Genomic DNA, 18074 nt, shown 5'->3' on the forward strand with positions numbered 1-18074 from the left:
AGCCGAAGAGAAGCGGCCTCGTTGGAACTGTTCTCCCACCGGCTACAGTATCATCGCTTGCCATCGTCGGGGAAAAAAACGATGTCGGCAAAGTTTGCATCCTTCTCATCCAAAGAGCTTCATCTGTTCGCCGGCTACCGTGCCAGTGGGCCAGATCGGTTCAGGCTTCTTCTTTGGCTCCAGGCTCGAATGCACCACCGTCAATCCAGGTGAGCCCGCTGAAGGAGTGTCCGCCAATTCAGGCAGCAGGGAAGGAGCGTTGGCATTCTCATCGAATGCGAGTGCCTCTACCAGCTTCGGGCCGGAGGCAGCATGTGTTCCGCGTTCACGTTTCAGCTCGTTCCAGATGGCATCGGCGGATTGACCGACACCGCCTTTCTCCACAAGCTCGCGTGCCATCGCGGCCATCATGTCATCGTCGGTGTCCATCGAATGGATACCTTCTCCGGAGAACTTGCCCTCCATCATCAGGGCGACCAACATCTTCTTTCCCATCAAACGCAGGCACGTCAACTGCGTGGTGGCCGCGTAGATGAAGAACTTCACGCGGACCCCGTACACCTGCCCGATCCGCCACGATCTCCGTGAGGCCTGACGCAGCGTATGCAGCGAGTAGCCTGTCTCGTAGAAGTAAATCGTTGGGAACCAAAGCAGATCGAGCCCTGTCTCAACCAGCTTAGGGTGACAGATGACGACGTCAACGCCTGTCTTGAGCTGCTTCTCGTACCAGAGCTCACGGCGCAGCGTCGGGACCGTCTGGCGAAGGACGGCTACTCGGAATCCTGCCTGGCGTAGGACCCGTTCGAGACGCCCAGCGACGTCGTGCTCCCCGGTGAAAGTGGCGTACACCTGGCAGCGCCGCCCCTCACGAAGTTCCTCGCGAACGTCGTCGATGAGCTTCTGTTCCTTCGGATAGATAATCTCCTGCGGCAACTCTGGCGCCCTCGTAACCAGAAATGGCACCAGACGGCCCTCTTGAGGATCAAAGCGCTTGGCCCATATCTCACCGATGCCAAAAGGATGGTCCGGATAAAGTAGCAGCCGATGGAGGATGAGGCTCATCAAGCTTCGGTTGCCGCGATTCTCATGCAGCGCCTCCCGGATATCCTGCTCGATCGCCTCGTAGGCCCTGCCAAGCTCGGCATCAAGCGAGACCTCATGCACGGTCTCTTCATAGGGAGGAAGGTAGTCGGCGATGTCTTCGAGCGTGACGAATGCCGTTGAACTCATCAGAAACTTGCCGAAGAGCAGAGGGGAAGCTCCCGGCTTGCGGGAAACCCGGACAGTGCTCTTAGCGGCACGGCTACACGCGTTGTCGACGTCAGGAATCTTCTCGATGGATTCGAGGGCTCCATAAGTAGCCTGAAAGTCGCCGCGTCCCTCGCTGCCAGCCTCGAATCCTTCCTTCACCATCTTTCGCGGTTCCATTCTGTAGAAGATGTGGAAGAGATCGTCGGCATAGCCGCCCATCATCGTTCCGGTCAGAGCAATGAGTTTGCGGGCGCAACGTCGCAATACGTCCAGGTTGTTACCCTGGGCGGTGTCATTCGCAAGCTGGTGCAACTCATCCGCGATGGAATAGTCCCACCAGCCCTTCATGTAGCGGCTGATGAACTCGAGCGGCGCGATCCGCTGAATCTTGTTCCGGTCGGCTTGCCAGAGGGCTGAATGGCTCTCCGTGCCTCCTCTTTCTCGGACGATCGTCTCCTTCAGCTTCACGTCGGCAAAATCAGCTCTTGAGACGTAACCGCCGTCGGGGCGGGGAATCGATCGACCGGTGTCCGGATTCGTGATACTCAACCGGCACCTGCCAGACTCTGACCGCCCATAAGCATGCTTCCAGAAGTAGCTGAGTTTGCCTGCCTCCTTGCTGACGATGAAGTATGCCGGCCCCAGGCAGATCTTTCTCCAGCCTTTCCGACCCAGCCTGCGAAGTTCGGAGAGAGTGGTCTTCAACCCATTGCAGACCGCGTGACCGTTCCGTAGTTTCATCTCGACAACGCCATGGGGCTTTGATGGATCGCCCCCATTTCGAAGGTCGTAGAGAACAAAGACCCGGGCACGTGGTACGGTCAGCAAGACCTCTCGCGCCCACTTCAGTACGAGATGAGGTGGGCACATCGCGATCGCGTTGTACGGCTTCGCATCGGCGTGAGCATGCGCGATGCCGATCGACATCAACGTCTTGCCGGTCCCACACTCCCCGACAATGCGAACCGAGTTAGCTGTTTTGAGGTACTTCACAGCCCCTGTAATCGTCATGGCCTGCGCCGGTAACGGTTTGCGCAAAAGAGTCCTTAGCGCGGGCGCGATGGGGTCCTTCGGCCCCTGCAGCGGCGGATACATCTCGACGATGCGCGACCCAAGCTCCGAGGCAAAAGACCTTAAATAGTCGTAGTAAGTCTCCATGTTGGCCTCCTGGGCGGGAACCGCAAACAAAAAGGCCAGCCCGTAGCTAGTCTTTTTGTTCTCTCTGGATGAAAATGATCTGCCCTACTCGTCCTACTGGACATCCCCTAGATGACGAAAGAGCGTTTGCGAATCAGGATCGGGTTGATGTTGGCAAGCTGCCGCGCCGCTAACCCGTCTGTCTGCCCGGGACGGAGTCTAGGAGGAGGCAAGAGCGTCTCGCATCGTGAATCTCGGCCACAGGATCGGACCGTTCTTCTTGGGGAAGGGTAAGCTTCCAGCGGCGCAGGCGCGACCGATCTGCTCCAGCAGCTCTTCGCGCGTGACATGGATCACGACTGGATCGCATCCGATGCCTGGCAGTGGCTTGATCTTATCGAGGTGCTGCAACTGCCTGAGAACATGCTCTCCCCATCGCGGATCGGCAGGGAGCCCAAGCAGGCTCGCCAGAGCTGCCCATGTGAGATTCTGTGTGTGCGGCTGATAGTTCATCACGAAGGTCTGGCCTGCGCTCCCATTGCCATGAAGCGACGCCGACAGGGCGATGAGATGGCGCAGCGGCTGTTTTCTGTCGGGTACATTCAGGGATCCACGATAGCAAGAGACATCCTTGCCAAAGCCGGCCACCTGCGTTCTCCCGTCGGGAAAGATCAGGTTAAACGTGTGATTTTCATGGATGGCGGCCGTGATAGCCCCCACCTCGGCATCGTTCCCAAACAGGCTGAGCAGATGGGCCTGACTCCCATCCCCCATATAGCGGTCAACGTGAAGAAAGATGTGCGTGTTCGTCTTCTCGCTGGTGCGGGTATACTCAAGCCGCCCCAGCCGCAAGTGCGCGTCCTGCATTCTCCTTCTCCTTTCTTGCCTCGGTGAGAACCAGTCTCTGCCCGTCCTCGTAGATCAGAGCCAATTCATTGGAGAAGCGCTCGCGCCGGTGAACCTCCTTGTAGCCGTCCTCTTCGACTTCAAAGGTGGTGACGCTCTTTACGGTGCGCCAGCGTGCGATATGGCGCTCCTTGCCTTCCCCGAAGACACCATTCAACAGACCTGCGGTGCAAAGAAGTCCGACGTGCCCGCCGTGAAGTGGCGTGATGGGCCGACCTCCGGACATTTCTTGTTTAGGAAGGAGGAACGGCTCGACCTTCTTCCATGCGGGTGAGCGGCTCGGAGTGAGCCGGATCGGTCACGCTGCATAGCCACCGTCGATGGTGAGGGTAGCTCCTGTGATGAATGCCGCCTCCGCACTAACCACATACGAGACCAGTCCAGCGATCTCATCATCCTTTCCAAGGCGACCGACGGGAATAAGTCCCTTGAGAAGGTCGACACGGGGCCCATCCGCGGGGGTCATATCGCTTCCCGTCGGTCCCGGCTGTACCGTATTGACGGTGATTCCACGCGAGGCGAGGTCGATAGCCATCCCTTTCGCCAGAGTGGCTATTGCGCCCTTGGTCATGCAATAGACGCTTGCCCCAGGATAGCCGATGCGATCCGCTGCTGTGCTGCCGATGACGACAATGCGGCCGCCTGCGACCATATGCCGAGCAGCAGCCTGGGCAGCAACAAATGCTCCCCTGACATTGACAGCCACCATGTGGTCAAAATCCTCTACCGTGAACTCATCGATCGTTCCACGCAACAGGATGCCTGCGCTATTGACTAAGATGTCCAGCTTTCCAAAGCTTTCGACGGCCAGCTCAACTGCGTTACGCACTGCTTCCACGTCGGCACTGTTGGCATTGATAGCTAAAGCTCGTCCACCAGCAGTCTCGATCGTCGCCTGTAGGCTTTCGGCCTTCTCGGGAGAGTTGGAATAAGTGAACGCTACTGCTGCACCTTCCTTTGCTAGTCTCCGCACGATTGCTGCTCCTATTCCTCGCGAGTCGCCTGTAATGAGTGCAACCTTTCCTGCAAGTGATCCTGAATTTGCCATACTGTTCTCCTCGCTCAGAATGAGCGTTGTTTTGTAGCGTTGGTATTCGACTCATTGATAACAAGCGTCTACTCAGCTTGCCCGATAAGACCTTCTAGCTTTTTCCCTGGTTGCAGCGTTTCGATGATCTCGACGTAATGCACCTCGAGTCGGCGATATCGAATTCGCCAGCCATAATCGGTTCGGACCAGGTCGTCATGAAAGATGCAACCATCGAACAGGTGCCATGGAGTGCCGACATTCGTGCGACCCGAATGTGTCGCGAGAAGGTCGGTTCGTGCTCGGGCTGTGTCTCCCTCAATTTCCACAAGCGGAAGACCGAGCATGTGCTGCCATTTATGAAAGCTGCCGCTCATAAGCCCCGGACGCTCTGCGGCTCCGCGCATGATTTCGGCGAGCTGCTGATAGGAGCACTTCTCCCCGAAAGCAGGTCCGGCCTGGGTGTAGTCAAGGACAGCATCGGGTGTAAACACCTTGCCCCAGTCCTCCACAGTTCCTCCCTGTTCGCCTTGATGATCGTCTTGCCCGGCCGCATAGCGTGCCAGAACATCCTGAATCTCCAGGCGGTCAAGAATATACTGAACATTGCGTTCTAAAGTTGCTGCGCTCATAGTTTGAAGTCTCCTCAACTGCACTTCCTCAACTATGCGCGGAGTGCGGACCACAAACAAGAAGGCACAAATATGTCAGTAACTGACTTAAGGAATACCGGAAGCGTAGAAGAGATTCTCCAGTGGTGTGCTTCTTTGCCACCGGAAACCGAGAATCAGGCAAACGAACTGATGAAGCGGATGTGCGATCGATGGTCTTTGCGCGTTCTAGGCGCGATTGGTCCCAATGGTCCTGTCCGTTTCGCAGCACTTGGACGGCGTCTCAATACAATCACGCAGAAGGTATTGACACGCACTCTTCGCAGCCTTGAGCACGATTGTCTTATCACACGCACCGTCTATCCAGAGGTTCCACCCCGAGTCGAATATGAATTGACTTCGAGCGGAAAGGAGCTTTTGCAGGCGATCTCACCGCTGTTCGTATGGTACGTGCGTCACCTCGAGTTCCATGGATTCATAGAAAGCAACAGCGATCATTCTAAGGACGGCAGAAGTATCCTTGTCACGCCAGACCGGAACAAGCGCCCGCCTCGATCTGTCCAGAAGAACGCAATGCCTCGGCCAGCTTCATTCATCCGATGACGATGCCTATTAACCTTTTTTTGTCAGTCACCAAAAAAGTTTCTCGCCACGACGCTGTTTTGTCGGCAAACCTTCCAGAACCCCGACGATTCAGGGATTTGGTTCGATTCCGATGCGATCATTGACCGCTGACCGAATTCGCTGCTTGCAGCCAAGGTATCGCTCGGTCGTTTGAACCGAGACATGTCCCAGAAGGAACTGAATCTGCTCCAGTTCGCCTCCTGAAGCATGGCACAGACGAGCACACGTCCGCCGCAGGTCATGAGGGGCCAGTTTAGGCATACCGATCCTTTTCGCACAATCCTTCACAATGTGCCAGATCGACTTTTCCGTCATGCAGTCTCCCCATGGCCTCCCCATCCTGGTGACCCTGCGAAAGATCCTACCCCGGCCAATTCCAGCCGCCCTCAGCCACTCGTCTAACTGCTCTTTCACCCAGTCGGGGATCGGAACCGTTCGAACGTGTCCTGCCTTGCCCAGCAAATCGACAATCGCCCAGTGTTCTTCCCGTTGCTGTAAGTCATCAATCCTCAGGCCAACGGCTTCGTGTCGCCTCAGCCCACACGCCAGCAGCAACGCAAGAAGTGCTCGGTCCCGCTTCCCTTTGAGACCCTGGTTATCTGGCGCTTGCCAAAGAGAGTGAGCCTGCTCTACCGTCAACCAGTTTCCAAGGCGAACACCGAGTTTCTTCACACCTTTGACACGGCAAATGCCAGCTGCGAGATCCGAACTGAGCAGGCCACAATCGGCAGCTTCGTACACGAGCCGCCGCACTGCGCCCAGGCGCAGGTTGACGGTTCCTGGAGCCAGTTGCCGGGACTCCAGATAGCTCCTGTACCTTAAGACCACAATCCGATTGAATGCCAGACGAGGTTCTGAGCAATACCAGTCAACGAACTCGTCGATGGCATGACGATACCCGCGCTGGGCATCAGCACTTGTCAGGCTATTCAGGACTGGCCTTGGCATGTTCAAGATCGGGAAGGCGCAAAGACGGTCTTGGCTTTCTTGCGATTGACTGGGGAGCGCGGCTTCTGCTTCACGGTCTGTGGCCTCCTTGCCACCAAACCATGATCCGACCCATCCGTGCAGTTCTGTCCGGATGGCCCGTCATCCGCCCGGAACAATGTCACGCAAGCGGCGCTATCCAGAACTATTTAGGCAAGTCATCTTTCGAAGGCCGCTTTGGCGCTGAGTATGTAAGCGATTTCGCGTCCAGGAGTCCGTCTCTCTTCCTCAAGAAGACTCAGTTTGTAATCAGTGACAGTGAATAGTCCCTTATTCGCTCCTGTCATTTGCAGCCGGGTAAGACTTTCTGCGACATCTACGTTCGTAGCGAGAACCATCTTTAGTTCGCCGGCGCCCACTTTCATCTTGTGACATTTCATACCCAATTGGTATTCGTAGATCAGGTCTCGTAATTCATCAGCTACTTCATATTCCTTCAATCCCGTCCTTACGGTCTTATTTATCCACTGTTTTAGGCGGGGAAATTGGGATCTAGCTTCCGCATCTGATCGAAACTCGATTATCTGATTCCACGGGGTCGAGTCGGACAGCACTGGAAACTCTCTCAAGGTGATTCGAACAACAGCTTCTTGTCCAACCGGTGTGTCAATGTTCTCACTCTCAAGGGAGTTCGGTACGGCAATTGCATCTACGCCAAACTTCTCCCGCAGTTCGGATGCGGTCACGCGAAGTGCTTTGCCGGACACGACTTTCATCATGCCGCCAATTCGGCCGGTCAATCCCGCTGCTCCTCTATAGCCCAAATCAAGAAGATCGCCACCTTGCACCGGTAGGGCGGAAGTGAGTCGTGTCGGCGTGCTATCTGTAACTAGCCCTGCCAACGTCGTTAGGAGTTGTTGCTGGCTAAGCCAATCAACGTCCTTCTTTGCGTCTGATAATATACGTTGCTCTAGGTGCGACATGCCCGCGCTTCCCATGTCAAGCGCGAGGCGATCGAACATTAGCAATAGGCGCTTTAGTTCTCCCGTATTCTTAAACGACATGGGGGGAACAACTCCTACGAATCGATTACGTAATGAATTCGTCGCAGGCAACGAAGCAGATGCCATGTTGTTATTCCTAATCAGAAAAGGTGTGAGCCCTGAGCAATTCTCTCTAAAACCCAATGGCAGAGTCTGGTGGCGTGGCCATTTGTGGTGGCGAAGGCATGGTACCAGATAGCTATCAAAGCGAGTTGAATTGAAGGGAATCTCGGATGCCGTAATTGAACAGTAAGCCATATGCTTTGTGGTACAGAGTTCCGCAACACGCTCGACCCCTGAATGGAGGAAGCATGCTTAAGCTGCCAAAGCCCACTAAGCACGACGTTGTCGAAGCACGAAGACTTCAGGAGCAGCTTGAGTCTGCCATGTCAAGGATCGAAGAGACGGACGATCCGGATGAACAAGCAACGTTGATTAGGCGAACTGAAGCTCTGGATCGTGAACTTAGTATTTCTCGATCTCGTCATCTCTTACTTAGGGCGAGAAATCAAGGCATTGAGGTGAAACCAGTCTGGATCTCAACGTATTCGGACTCGGAGTGGCTCACATCCGAGGGCCGAGAATCAATTGAGAATGCTCTGAGGAGACGGAGAACCGAAGACTGGCTAAAGCTTATTCCTATAATTGTCTCTAGTGTTGCGATCATGGTGAGCATAGCAAGCGCGATTGTGACCTCAAGGTTCTCCCAGCAGAAGGACTTTTTGCTCAATCGATCATGGCTTTCAGGGAGCGAGCTCATTTCGCCTCTCCGAAATGAGGATCAAACACACGTGTTGTCTCTCAAGGGTATCGCGTTGCGGATCACCAACAACGGGCGGGCTCCGGCGCTGCACGCCATTGTCGTCGGATACGCGATTGTAGCCGATTCGGATCAGTTTAATCTGGGCTCGGATATTGCAAAGGCTTGCTCCAAGGCTTCGCAAGTATCCTCGAATGGCGACTTCGTCCCGCCCGGGTCGTCCCTGACAATCCCATTTGACGCGCCCATCCCCACCGCGCCACAGGCGTCGTCTAGCGGAGATTCTTCATCTCCCGTCCTCGTTGCAGGTTGTATAGGATACGATGATTCTCTTGACCGCAAGCGGCACGTAACGAGTTTTGGGTTCAGGTCAGCACAAAAGCTCATCGGTGCCGTACGAAGCGGAGCGATGCCGTCAAAGACCAACGTTCCGGAGGAACACGACGGAGAAATGAGGTTGGTCTGGACACCCTTTTCTCTCGGTTACGGAATGGCCTACTGATTACACTGCGCATGGTTGCAAAACATGCGATCCGACCGAATGTTTGCAGTGTAGTTCAGATACTGCGCAGTATCTGGACTACATAAATCGCGGCCTCGGATACGAGATGCTCAAGGGTCACTGCCCGTTTGGGAAATGGCTTGACGGAACCCACGATGTAAAAGCTCAGCATAGCAACTGATCCCGTTCCGCGTCGGCTTGGCAAAACGCGCGTGCTTTGCAACTGCCCAACTTCCGTGTGGTCGGCAAACCGCACCTTACTCTCCAGCGTCTGACTCCGACCACGTCTTGTGGACCCGGAGACGCCTGACCATCGAACTTTCCGAAAACGTGGGCGGTCTCAACCGGTCGATGCAACACTGGCTTGCAGTTTACTCGCTGGCGTTTGAAAGCCCAAGGTCTCTCGCGGGCGTTGGTTTAGACGGAGCGCGATCTTGTTGAGATGGGCTTGAGTGTGGACGGACAAGTCGGTCTTCTTAGGGAAGTACTGTCTTAGCAGGCCGTTGGTATTTTCATTGGTTCCGCGCTGCCATGGACTCTGCGGGTCACAGAAGTAGACCTTTACATTTGTGTCCACCGTGAAGCTCTTGTGTTTGGCCATCTCCAGCCCTCGGTCCCAGGTCAACGAGCGCCGCAGAGTTGCGGGCAGTTTAAGCACGTGCTTGCTCAACGCGGCGACAACCGTCGCGGTATCTTTGCTGGGCACTTTGATGAGCATGACGAAGCGCGAGTGCCGTTCCACCAGGGTTGCGATATGAGTGTTTTGGCTGCCTGCAAGCAGGTCGCCTTCCCAGTGGCCGGGAACGGCGCGGTCTTCAACCTCTGCCGGTCTTTCGCTGATCGAGATAGCATCGACGATCTGACCGTGGGACTTTCCGCCAGCCCGAGCGTGCCGTGAACGACGGATCAGCCGCTTGGACCGGAGATGCTGAACCAGCTCTTTTTTCAGCACTCCACGGGCCTGGATGAATAAGCTGCGGTAGATGGTCTCGTGGGACACACGCATGCTCTCGTTGCTGGGATAATGGACCTTCAGCCATTTCGAAACCTGTTGCGGCGACCAGTCCAGGATCAGTTTACTGGCCACGATCATCCGCAGTTCCTCGTGGTTGGCAAGAAGACAGACCTTGGGTCGCAGAGCGGACTCCCATGCCTGACGATCGGCTTCACTGGCTCGATAGAGTGGACGCCCGCCATGACGTGCCACCTCACGGCTCACTGTCGACACAGGACGTTGCAATCCGCTGGCTATCTCCCGGATCGGCGAACCAGCTGCGATTCCTCGTGAGATCTCTTCCCGCTCGGACAAGGTCAGCGTTCGTGGTGAACGCCGACGCGGAGCAGGAGCGATCCCGCCGCGCTGCGTCAACAGGAACCGAATGGAACCATGCCCCTTACCGAAGGCTCGCCCAATGTCATGCAACGACTCGCCCGCCTTCCAGCGCCCCCACATCTCGATCCGCTGCTCCGTGGTAAGCCTGTTCCGTTTTCCTTGTGCCATAACCACCACCTTTAGAAATTGAATTCATATCAGATGGTGTTGCACCGACCGGTTGAGACCGCCTGACTTAGCGGGAATGTGCATTCGTAGCTAACCAGTAATGCGTTCCTAGAGACTTGTCCGTTCCGCTCATACTCGTGATGTTCCCAAAAACGAAAACCGATTGAATACGCGGTCGGACTTGACTTTCAGGCCAGAGGCATGGGAGCATCACGGCTTGATCATCGTCTTCGACTAGTTTGGGAAGTTCCCTGCTGACCTGCTTGGGTTGGCCACTGTGCGCACGCTCTTAAGAGCGATGTGCCTCAGCGGTCGCTCACGAATAGGTGCCTTCGAACCCCAACGATCTCTCCGCGTTCAGCGCTCGCCTCTCGCTCTCGTTGTGAAAGGTACGGGCCGAACGGAGATATCTCGAACACGCTGGAGCGACAACTTCAGCAATTGGAGCGATGAGTCAATGTCCCAACTACCAATCCTTGTAAGCGGTGCTTCTGGCCAGGTCGGCCAACGCGTCATTGAATTTTTGCTCGGACAGGAGACTGGTCCGATCATCGCGACGACTCGAACGCCAGAGAATCACAAGACCGTTTCTCACCGCAACTTGCATCTGCGCAAGGCCGATCTTGATGATCGTAGAGGTCTACCCGGAGCATTTAAAGGGGCTAAACGCCTCTTATTGATCAGCACCAACAGCGTCGATGTCCCCGGGAGGCGAATAATACAGCATCGGAATGCGATCGAAGCGGCCAATGAGGCGGGCGTGGAACACATCGTTTACACATCGTTTCTGGAACCACTCGGACATGGGCTTTCATTGCTGACGGCAGATCATGTGGCGACTGAGTCGCTAATCAAGGAGAGCGGTCTTGGTTATACCGTGTTACGTAATTCCTTTTACCCGGAGATGCTTACCCGGATGCTGGCCGGAGTTGGCTCTGATGGCTGCATAAGCGCAGCGTCTGGCAATGGGCAGGTAGCGTACGTCACTCGCGAAGATTGCGCCCGCGCTGCTGGCGCCGCGCTGCTTGATACGTTTTGCGGCAAACGTGTCTTGGACATCACTGGGCCTACCTTGATCGGCGCGGAAGACGTAGCGAAGATCGCCAGCAGCGCACTTGGCAAAGAAATCGCCACGATGTATGTCTCTGGCGAAGAACTGGAGTCTCGCATGATCTCATCGGGGATTCCGGCCCGTTTAGCCGCGCTTCTAGCTCAGATGGAATGCTGCGTGGCCCGAGGGGTAATGGAAATCCAGAGCGACGACATCCGATCACTGGTTGGGCACCCGGCAACCTCTCCTGCCGAATTTATTTCGTCGTACCTAAGGGGGCTTTGCGCAAAGGCTGCGCAACCGAGCTGATGCGTACGCAAGTACGTCGTGGGATTGGTATCGAAAATCGGCTCTGTTGACCAATCTGAATGGAGCACACAGGGGTTCCCTGAAAACGGGGTTATAAAAAACTTCGACCAGTCGCACCTTGCGTTGTCACGCTTTGACAGTGCTGTGCGGCGCTTCCGAGGTAGACCGCTTGCGTTGGTAAGCAGAACCGCACCCAATCCCGCCAGATCTTTGCCGAGGGATCGAATCGAGAATACGGCTGATTCGAATTGCCCTTTCGAGTTCTGGCTGTATTGTCTGCAACCCTTCCGTTACGCGCCTGAACGGCCAACGACGGGGTAAGGTGCGGTTAGCCCGTAATTCGCCCAGGACTCAGAAATCTGCAAAGTCTCGTGTCCGCACGGCTCGGTGAGTGAGTTGGCGATTTGTCGTCAACCGAGACAGGCACTGTCTAGTCTGCCGAACACAGGAAAAATGGAGATTCGATGATCCTAGCGCGTTTCCTGTTGTCTGCTCGGGCGAGCAAACCAAAATGGAGTACAACCCTTTGAAGGTAGTAAAGCAGTTCACCTGCTGTATCGCTATTGCATCGAGACGGCTATGTTGCGCTGGATTGCCTGCGGAGAATGTCCAAACGCCCGCAGAAATGACCGACGCATGCGCTCTCGATTTCCGAAGCCGTTCTTCCTGGCGATCTCCTCAGCGGAGAAACGTCCGTTTTCCATCATCAAGCGAGCAGACTCGACGCGCAGCTGTTCGATTGCCTGGGCGGGAGACCTGCCTGTTTCCTCTCGGAATACTCGACTGAATTGCCGCGGACTCAAAAACGCCGCCTTCGCCAAGCCGACCACTGACAAGGGCGAGCTAAGATTCTTTTTGGCATACGTCAGAGCAGTTTGTATGCGATCGGATTGTGCATCGAGATCGAGCAGCGTCGAAAACTGTGACTGCCCGCCTGCACGCCGATGATAGACCACCAATGTTCTCGCAACTGCCCGGGCTATCTCCACTCCAAGATCATTCTCCACCATCGCCAGGGCTAGATCGAGGCCAGCACTCATACCAGCGGATGTCCATAGCGGTCCATCAGCGATAAAGATGCGATCTTCTTCCATGGCGATCCTTGGATAGCGGCGCTTCATTTCTCTTGCAGCGTTCCAATGAGTAGTAGCTCGCCGACCGTCGAGTAATCCCGCCTCGGCCAGCACCAGCGCCCCCGTACAGATGGAAGCTATCCTTTGACTCCGATGGATAGCCGATTGAAGATACTTCGCCAAGCTTTGCGTAGCGATTGGAGGTTCGATGCCGCCGGCAACGATGATTGTGTCGAACGCGCGGCGTTTGAACGACACCGTCTGAATCTGCGACCCCAGAGACGTAGCGATCGGACCACCATCTTCTGAGAGAAGAGTGAGTTGGTACTCCGGCTTCCCAATTTGCCAGTTTGCGGTTTCGAATACGCTCGTGGCGGCGAAGTTGATGGGCGAAAATCCAGGAAACACAATAAAACCGACTTTGTGCATTCGATTTGCTCCAGGCTCAGTCTATGCCTCTGCACACTCGAATGTCCTAAAACGTTGCCTATCCGACCCGGCGGCCGTCGACACTTCAGCTACTGTTCGTTTAGGCATAGTTGGTCTGGGCGATAAGAAAACGTCGCTTGCTCCTTGCCTTTCTTGAACGGAGAAACCATGTCAAACCAGAAGATTCTGATTACCGGAGCAACGGGAGCAACGGGTAGTAGTGCCATCGAAATGCTTCTGGAGCTAAAGATATCCGTTCGAGCATTCGTTCATAAGAGAGACGCCCGATCAGAGCAACTCAGTGCCCAGGGCGTCGAGGTTGTACAAGGTGATCTCTCGGATTTTGAAGCGGTCACCGAGGCATTAACGGGAATAACCGGGGCTTATTTTGTTTATCCCATTCAGGTACCCGGCCTCCTGGAGGCTACCGCCTTTTTTGCGCAGGCCGCGCTCGAACAAGGGGTTGGTGCCATCGTGAATATGTCGCAGGCCTCAGCGAGAAGATCTGCTAAGAGTCACGCGGCTCAGAATCATTGGATCGCAGAGCGCCTGCTCGACCGCTCAGGAGTTCCGGTCACCCATCTGCGTCCGACCTTATTTTCTGAATGGATCATGTATATGGCAGGTGCCATCCGGGATAAGAAGATCCTCCCCCTCGCATTTGGCGACGCCCAGTACGCCCCTGTCGCAGGAGAAGACCTCGGCAGAGTCATCGCCGCCATCCTCAAGGATCCAGCCCAACACGCCGGAAAGACCTATCCGCTCTATGGTCCTAAGGAACTGAGCCAGTACGAAATCGCGGACATGCTGACGCAGGTCTTGGGAAACAAAATCACCTACATCCCTATGGAGATAGAAGCGTTCAAGACTCTCTTAAAAGAGTTGGGATTTACGCCGTATTTCCAACAGCACATGGGATACGTCTGCCAGGATTGCCTCGACGGAGTCTTCTCCGGAACCAACGACATGGTGAAGAAGCTGACCGGCCGGAAGCCACTCGAGATGATGGACTACATCGTCAAGAACGAGGCGCTGTTTCGCGCACCCGTGGCCGAACACCAATAATCTTCAAGCCTTGATCTACTGGAGGAAATTATGAAGGTAATGGCAGTCGGCACACTGAAGCCTCTCTCGCAGGAACAACGACAGCAATATTTGCCGAAAGAAGTTCCGGCGACATTGCAACTCTACCTCGACGGAAAGATGGAGCAATTCTGGCTGAGAGAGAAAGAGATCGGCGTTATCTTCCTAATGAGCGTGGACTCGGTCGACGAGGCGGACAAGCTTCTCAAAGGCCTACCGCTCGGACAAGCCAATCTGCTGACTTTTGAGCTGATGCCGATCGGACCTCTACTGCCTCTCGGTATGTTGATGACTCCACAATCGCAATGATGCACAAAGAAGTCGTCTGGATCAGGAATGAGGATTGCAGATGACCTCCACGCTCTTTCTCGTATTCGTGGCGTTGATGACAGCATTCGTCGTCGCAATGATTCACCGCTACATCAATCGTCGGGCTGCAGTCCGTTTGCTGGCTGGTCTCCTCATATGGTTTTTCTACGCCAGCCTGATGGCACACTTCGGCATTCTCAAGAATTCAGAGATGCGCCCGCCGGGAATCGCGTTCGTCGTCGGTCCTGTTTTTCTGTTCCTCATCTTTCTCATTGTGCGACCGTCTGCCAGCGCGCAGGCCGTACTAGCCTTTCCGCTTTGGCTAATCCTGGGCACGCAATGCTTTCGCATCGGCGTGGAGTTGTTCCTGCATCAACTCTGGATCGAGGGCCTGGTACCCAGGATGATGACCTTCGCTGGAGCAAACATCGACATCTATATAGGACTGTCGGCACCCGTTATCGCATGGTTGTCCACACGTGGGCGATGGGGGCTCAGATTCGCAAGTGCTTGGAACATCCTCGGGCTTCTCGCACTACTGAATGTTGTGACTCGCGCCATACTGACAGCTCCCGGACCACTCCATCTGATCCACTCAGAAGTTCCCGATCGAATGATAAGTACATTTCCGTTTCTATTGATTCCAGGATTCTTCGTACCGCTTGCCGTCGTTCTGCATTTGCTTGCAATACGTGCTATCGGCAGTCGATTTCGCACGACGAATGGAACAATTCCGGACGATGCGCCACGAGCCCGAGTGGGATCGCGGTAGGCGTCTGTTTGAAGATCGAGAATCAGCTTTACAAATCTTGGTTAAGGAGTGTGCTATGAAGCAAAGTCTGGCTACAACAAATCAAGAAACGGCCGACGGTGAAGGCGGTCTAAAAATATTCTTTCGCTCGTGGCATCCGGACGACACGGCTCATGCGATCGTCGTCATTGTCCCTGGTTTCAACGCCCACAGCGGTTACTACGAATGGGTCGCCGAACAGTTCATTGCCGATGGTCTGGCTGTATACGCCGTGGATCTGCGGGGTCGCGGGAATTCGGATGGCGAACGCTTCTATGTCGAAGCCTTCGAGGACTACGTGCGTGACGTCGAGGCGGTTACGACAGTCGTGAAGTCGCGCGAACCGGGTCTACCTATGTTTTTGCTGGGTCATAGCGCTGGCGGCGTTGTTGCATGCCTCTATACTCTCGATCACCAGGCCGAGTTGACGGGGCTAATCTGTGAGAGTTTCGCCCACGAGTTACCTGCTCCTGATTTTGCTCTCGCGGTTTTCAAGGGACTGAGCCATGTCGCGCCACACGCGCATATCCTGCACCTTCCGAATGAGAGATTCTCTCGTGATCTGAAAGCCGTTGAGGCAATGGACAATGATCCACTGATTGCCCATGAGACTCAGCCGACCCAGACGATGGCCGCGATGGTTCGGGCTGACGAGCGACTCAAGAGAGAGTTTTCTCTGATCACCCTGCCGGTTCTGATCCTGCATGGCACTCTTGATAAGAACACCAAGCCAAGCGGCAGCCAGCATTTTTACGATATGGCCGGTTCCACCGACAAAACTCTAAAACTTTACGAAGGTGGCTTTCACGATCTTCTTAACGACATCGACAAGGAATCGGTCATCGTGGATATCAAGAGCTGGATCGATCGGCACATTCCTGTCGCGGCCGGCCCCCGAGCTGCGACAGTCCGAGTCTGAAAATGAGAACCAGAAGAGACTTCATAGCCATTGCGATGGGAGCTGCTGCTGCATCATTGAGCAGCAGTTCCGGTCAAAATCCGGTTCTCTCGAAGGAGACAGCGTCCGATCTTCTCACCCCAAGAACGAAAGGCCCACAAATGGTGAACCAAGCGGAAGACCCAAGAATTACAAGAGCGCGGCTTTCCGGCCCTAAACAAGTGACCCGGAATGCGACGGTCGCCGAGCTGGGAGCCGACGGGACACTAAACGTTTTGGCTAAAGGAACTAACGAATGGGTTTGTGTGCCTGGCAACGAGAATAAGATCGGCGAACCGCCAATGTGCATGAACCCGATGGGAATGCGATGGATGATGGATGCCATGCAGGGCAAACCGAAGCCGACGAATGAATCTCCAGGCATGATTTACATGCTTTGCGGAGCAACACAGAGGAGCAATACCGATCCGGCCGATAAGACGAGTCCCGCTATACCAATCGGGCCTCATTGGATGATTACGTGGCCCTTCGATGCAAAAGAGAACGGACTTCCAACTACGGTCCGCGATAAGGGGGCATGGGTAATGTTTGCGGGAACTCCTTTTGCCTACCTGCATGTTTGCGGTACCCCTTGGGATGGCACCGAATACAACGAAGGGGACAAAGCTGTATGGACCATGCGCTACAGCCGGCCATAGATGACGAAGCGAGTCAAATGAGCGCAGAACCCATAAGTCTCCACATATAGCCTTGACTGAATTCATGTTTGGCTAACGGTCCACGCTGGATCGGAAACGGACCGGTCAAATGACGATATCAGGCCAATGCGCGTTTCCTGCACGAATCAACTGGAAATGTGAGTTGGCGATGATGCGCCCGTTGACTTGCCGAGATTGAGCTAGAGCGTCATTGCAGGGAACATTTGAGGTTGTCGGCGCGTAAATACCCCTAAACATGGTGCAGGCTTGTCGACCGGCGACCCGGCAAAGGGGAGACGGCTCGGTAAAAACGGCGTGAGGACGACCATGACAGAGCGCACGACGGAAACGACGCAAAGAATCGCGGCCCGCATTGCAGGTTGGACTCTCCTATTGCTCATGGCGAGCGGTTTCACAGGGATGTTCGCCTTCGGCGGGAATCCAATCGTCGACGGGGATGCTGCAGCCAGCGCGCAGAACATTCTCGCGCATGAACGAGCCTTCCGCGGGAGCCTTGCTTGCGAGATCGTGATGCTCAACTGCGATGTCGTACTGGCATTGGTTTTGTATGCACTGCTGAAGCCGGTGAACGGAACACTGGCGCTTCTCGGTTCATTTTGGCGGATCGCAAACGCAGTGGTTCTCGGAGTAGGCGTTGCGGCCAGCCTCGTAGCGCTCGATTTGTTTAGTAATCCCAATTACATGTCGCTCCTGAATGGCAGTCAGTTGCACCCAATTGCGTTGCTCTTTTTCGACCTGCATGATCGTCTCTCGCTGATGGGTCTGATGTTCTTCTGCCTCGGTGCGGGCGTTCATAGCTGGTTGCTGTACAGGTCGAGGTACATTCCGCGAATGATTTCCGGACTTTACCTCTTCGCATGCGTAGAGATGCTCCTATGTTGTTTTACCTTCCTCATTTTCCCGAAGATCAGGGAGGTTCTTGACCCCGCATTCGTGGTACCGGATGCACTTGCTGAACTGTCTGCCGCGCTCTGGCTGGCGATTAAGGGTGTAAAGTTGCCGACAGTAGCAAAGGATGCCTCAAGCGAACTTGTGAGGTGAGCGCTGCGCTCAGCGTAATCGCACACATTGGTACCGACCAGTCGGCTAGCCTCCGTTGATCTATGTCAAACCGCTCTGGTTGA

General features: G+C 55.0%; 18 protein-coding genes. 9 read left to right on the top strand and 9 right to left on the bottom strand.

The genetic code is table 11. From position 1 onward, the window contains the following. Positions 1–105 precede the first annotated feature (105 nt). The 5 genes from RBB76_RS22165 to RBB76_RS22185 form a co-directional block, all read right to left on the bottom strand. The gene (locus RBB76_RS22165) at positions 106–2409 is read right to left on the bottom strand and encodes a hypothetical protein (RefSeq protein WP_429634862.1); all 2304 of its coding nucleotides are present in this window, start codon (positions 2407–2409) and stop codon (positions 106–108) included. A 198-nt stretch (positions 2410–2607) separates the two neighbouring features. Next, complete coding sequence (locus tag RBB76_RS22170; RefSeq protein ID WP_429634861.1) at positions 2608–3255, bottom strand: hypothetical protein; 648 nt, start codon at positions 3253–3255, stop codon at positions 2608–2610. Beyond that, positions 3221–3520, bottom strand: coding sequence for a hypothetical protein (locus tag RBB76_RS22175; protein ID WP_429634860.1), 300 nt, complete (start codon positions 3518–3520; stop codon positions 3221–3223). Before RBB76_RS22175 ends, RBB76_RS22170 begins: the two co-directional genes overlap by 35 nt. A 72-nt stretch (positions 3521–3592) precedes the next feature. After that, entirely contained in the window at positions 3593–4342 is a 750-nt protein-coding gene (locus RBB76_RS22180) for a 3-oxoacyl-ACP reductase family protein (protein WP_429634859.1), read from the bottom strand. Between the two features lie 68 nt (positions 4343–4410). Beyond that, positions 4411–4953 carry a nuclear transport factor 2 family protein gene (locus tag RBB76_RS22185; RefSeq protein ID WP_429634858.1) on the bottom strand — a complete coding sequence of 181 codons (543 nt, stop codon included), beginning with the start codon at positions 4951–4953 and terminating at the stop codon, positions 4411–4413. Between the two features lie 180 nt (positions 4954–5133). On the opposite strand from RBB76_RS22185, the gene RBB76_RS22190 reads away from it, so the two are divergent. After that, on the top strand, positions 5134–5535 hold the full coding sequence (locus RBB76_RS22190) for a winged helix-turn-helix transcriptional regulator (RefSeq protein ID WP_433963581.1): 402 nt from the start codon (positions 5134–5136) through the stop codon (positions 5533–5535). 90 nt (positions 5536–5625) lie between these two features. Here the strand turns inward: RBB76_RS22190 and RBB76_RS22195 are convergent, their stop codons facing one another. Then, entirely contained in the window at positions 5626–6504 is an 879-nt protein-coding gene (locus tag RBB76_RS22195) for a tyrosine-type recombinase/integrase (RefSeq protein ID WP_429634856.1), read from the bottom strand. Positions 6505–6701: 197 nt separating this feature from the next. Then, a complete protein-coding gene (locus RBB76_RS22200) occupies positions 6702–7547 on the bottom strand; it encodes a hypothetical protein (protein WP_429634855.1) in 846 nt (281 codons plus the stop codon). A 290-nt stretch (positions 7548–7837) separates the two neighbouring features. On the opposite strand from RBB76_RS22200, the gene RBB76_RS22205 reads away from it, so the two are divergent. Further along, positions 7838–8788: a hypothetical protein gene (locus tag RBB76_RS22205; protein ID WP_429634854.1), complete on the top strand. Its 951-nt coding sequence runs from the start codon at positions 7838–7840 to the stop codon at positions 8786–8788. 340 nt (positions 8789–9128) lie between these two features. Here the strand turns inward: RBB76_RS22205 and RBB76_RS22210 are convergent, their stop codons facing one another. Next, entirely contained in the window at positions 9129–10289 is a 1161-nt protein-coding gene (locus RBB76_RS22210) for an IS30 family transposase (RefSeq protein ID WP_429634952.1), read from the bottom strand. Positions 10290–10746: 457 nt separating this feature from the next. Here RBB76_RS22210 and RBB76_RS22215 point away from each other — a divergent pair, with 457 nt between their 5' ends. Beyond that, the gene (locus RBB76_RS22215; RefSeq protein ID WP_429631137.1) at positions 10747–11649 is read left to right on the top strand and encodes an NAD(P)H-binding protein; all 903 of its coding nucleotides are present in this window, start codon (positions 10747–10749) and stop codon (positions 11647–11649) included. Positions 11650–12209: 560 nt separating this feature from the next. Here RBB76_RS22215 and RBB76_RS22220 read toward each other — a convergent pair. Then, positions 12210–13151, bottom strand: a complete 942-nt coding sequence (locus RBB76_RS22220; RefSeq protein WP_429631135.1) for a GlxA family transcriptional regulator — start codon at positions 13149–13151, stop codon at positions 12210–12212. A gap of 168 nt (positions 13152–13319) precedes the next feature. On the opposite strand from RBB76_RS22220, the gene RBB76_RS22225 reads away from it, so the two are divergent. From RBB76_RS22225 to RBB76_RS22250, 6 genes are all read left to right on the top strand, one after another. Beyond that, complete coding sequence (locus RBB76_RS22225; protein ID WP_429631133.1) at positions 13320–14216, top strand: NmrA family NAD(P)-binding protein; 897 nt, start codon at positions 13320–13322, stop codon at positions 14214–14216. Between the two features lie 30 nt (positions 14217–14246). Then, the gene (locus RBB76_RS22230) at positions 14247–14543 is read left to right on the top strand and encodes a hypothetical protein (protein WP_429631131.1); all 297 of its coding nucleotides are present in this window, start codon (positions 14247–14249) and stop codon (positions 14541–14543) included. 40 nt (positions 14544–14583) lie between these two features. Continuing rightward, positions 14584–15315: a hypothetical protein gene (locus RBB76_RS22235; RefSeq protein ID WP_429631129.1), complete on the top strand. Its 732-nt coding sequence runs from the start codon at positions 14584–14586 to the stop codon at positions 15313–15315. 55 nt (positions 15316–15370) lie between these two features. After that, on the top strand, positions 15371–16252 hold the full coding sequence (locus tag RBB76_RS22240) for a lysophospholipase (RefSeq protein WP_429631127.1): 882 nt from the start codon (positions 15371–15373) through the stop codon (positions 16250–16252). 2 nt (positions 16253–16254) lie between these two features. Next, on the top strand, positions 16255–16929 hold the full coding sequence (locus RBB76_RS22245) for a hypothetical protein (protein ID WP_429631125.1): 675 nt from the start codon (positions 16255–16257) through the stop codon (positions 16927–16929). 327 nt (positions 16930–17256) lie between these two features. Continuing rightward, a complete protein-coding gene (locus tag RBB76_RS22250; RefSeq protein ID WP_429631123.1) occupies positions 17257–17991 on the top strand; it encodes a DUF4386 domain-containing protein in 735 nt (244 codons plus the stop codon). Positions 17992–18074 lie beyond the last annotated feature (83 nt).

The sequence above is a fragment of the Tunturiibacter psychrotolerans genome, from assembly GCF_051013365.1.
GTDB lineage: Bacteria > Acidobacteriota > Terriglobia > Terriglobales > Acidobacteriaceae > Edaphobacter > Edaphobacter psychrotolerans_A.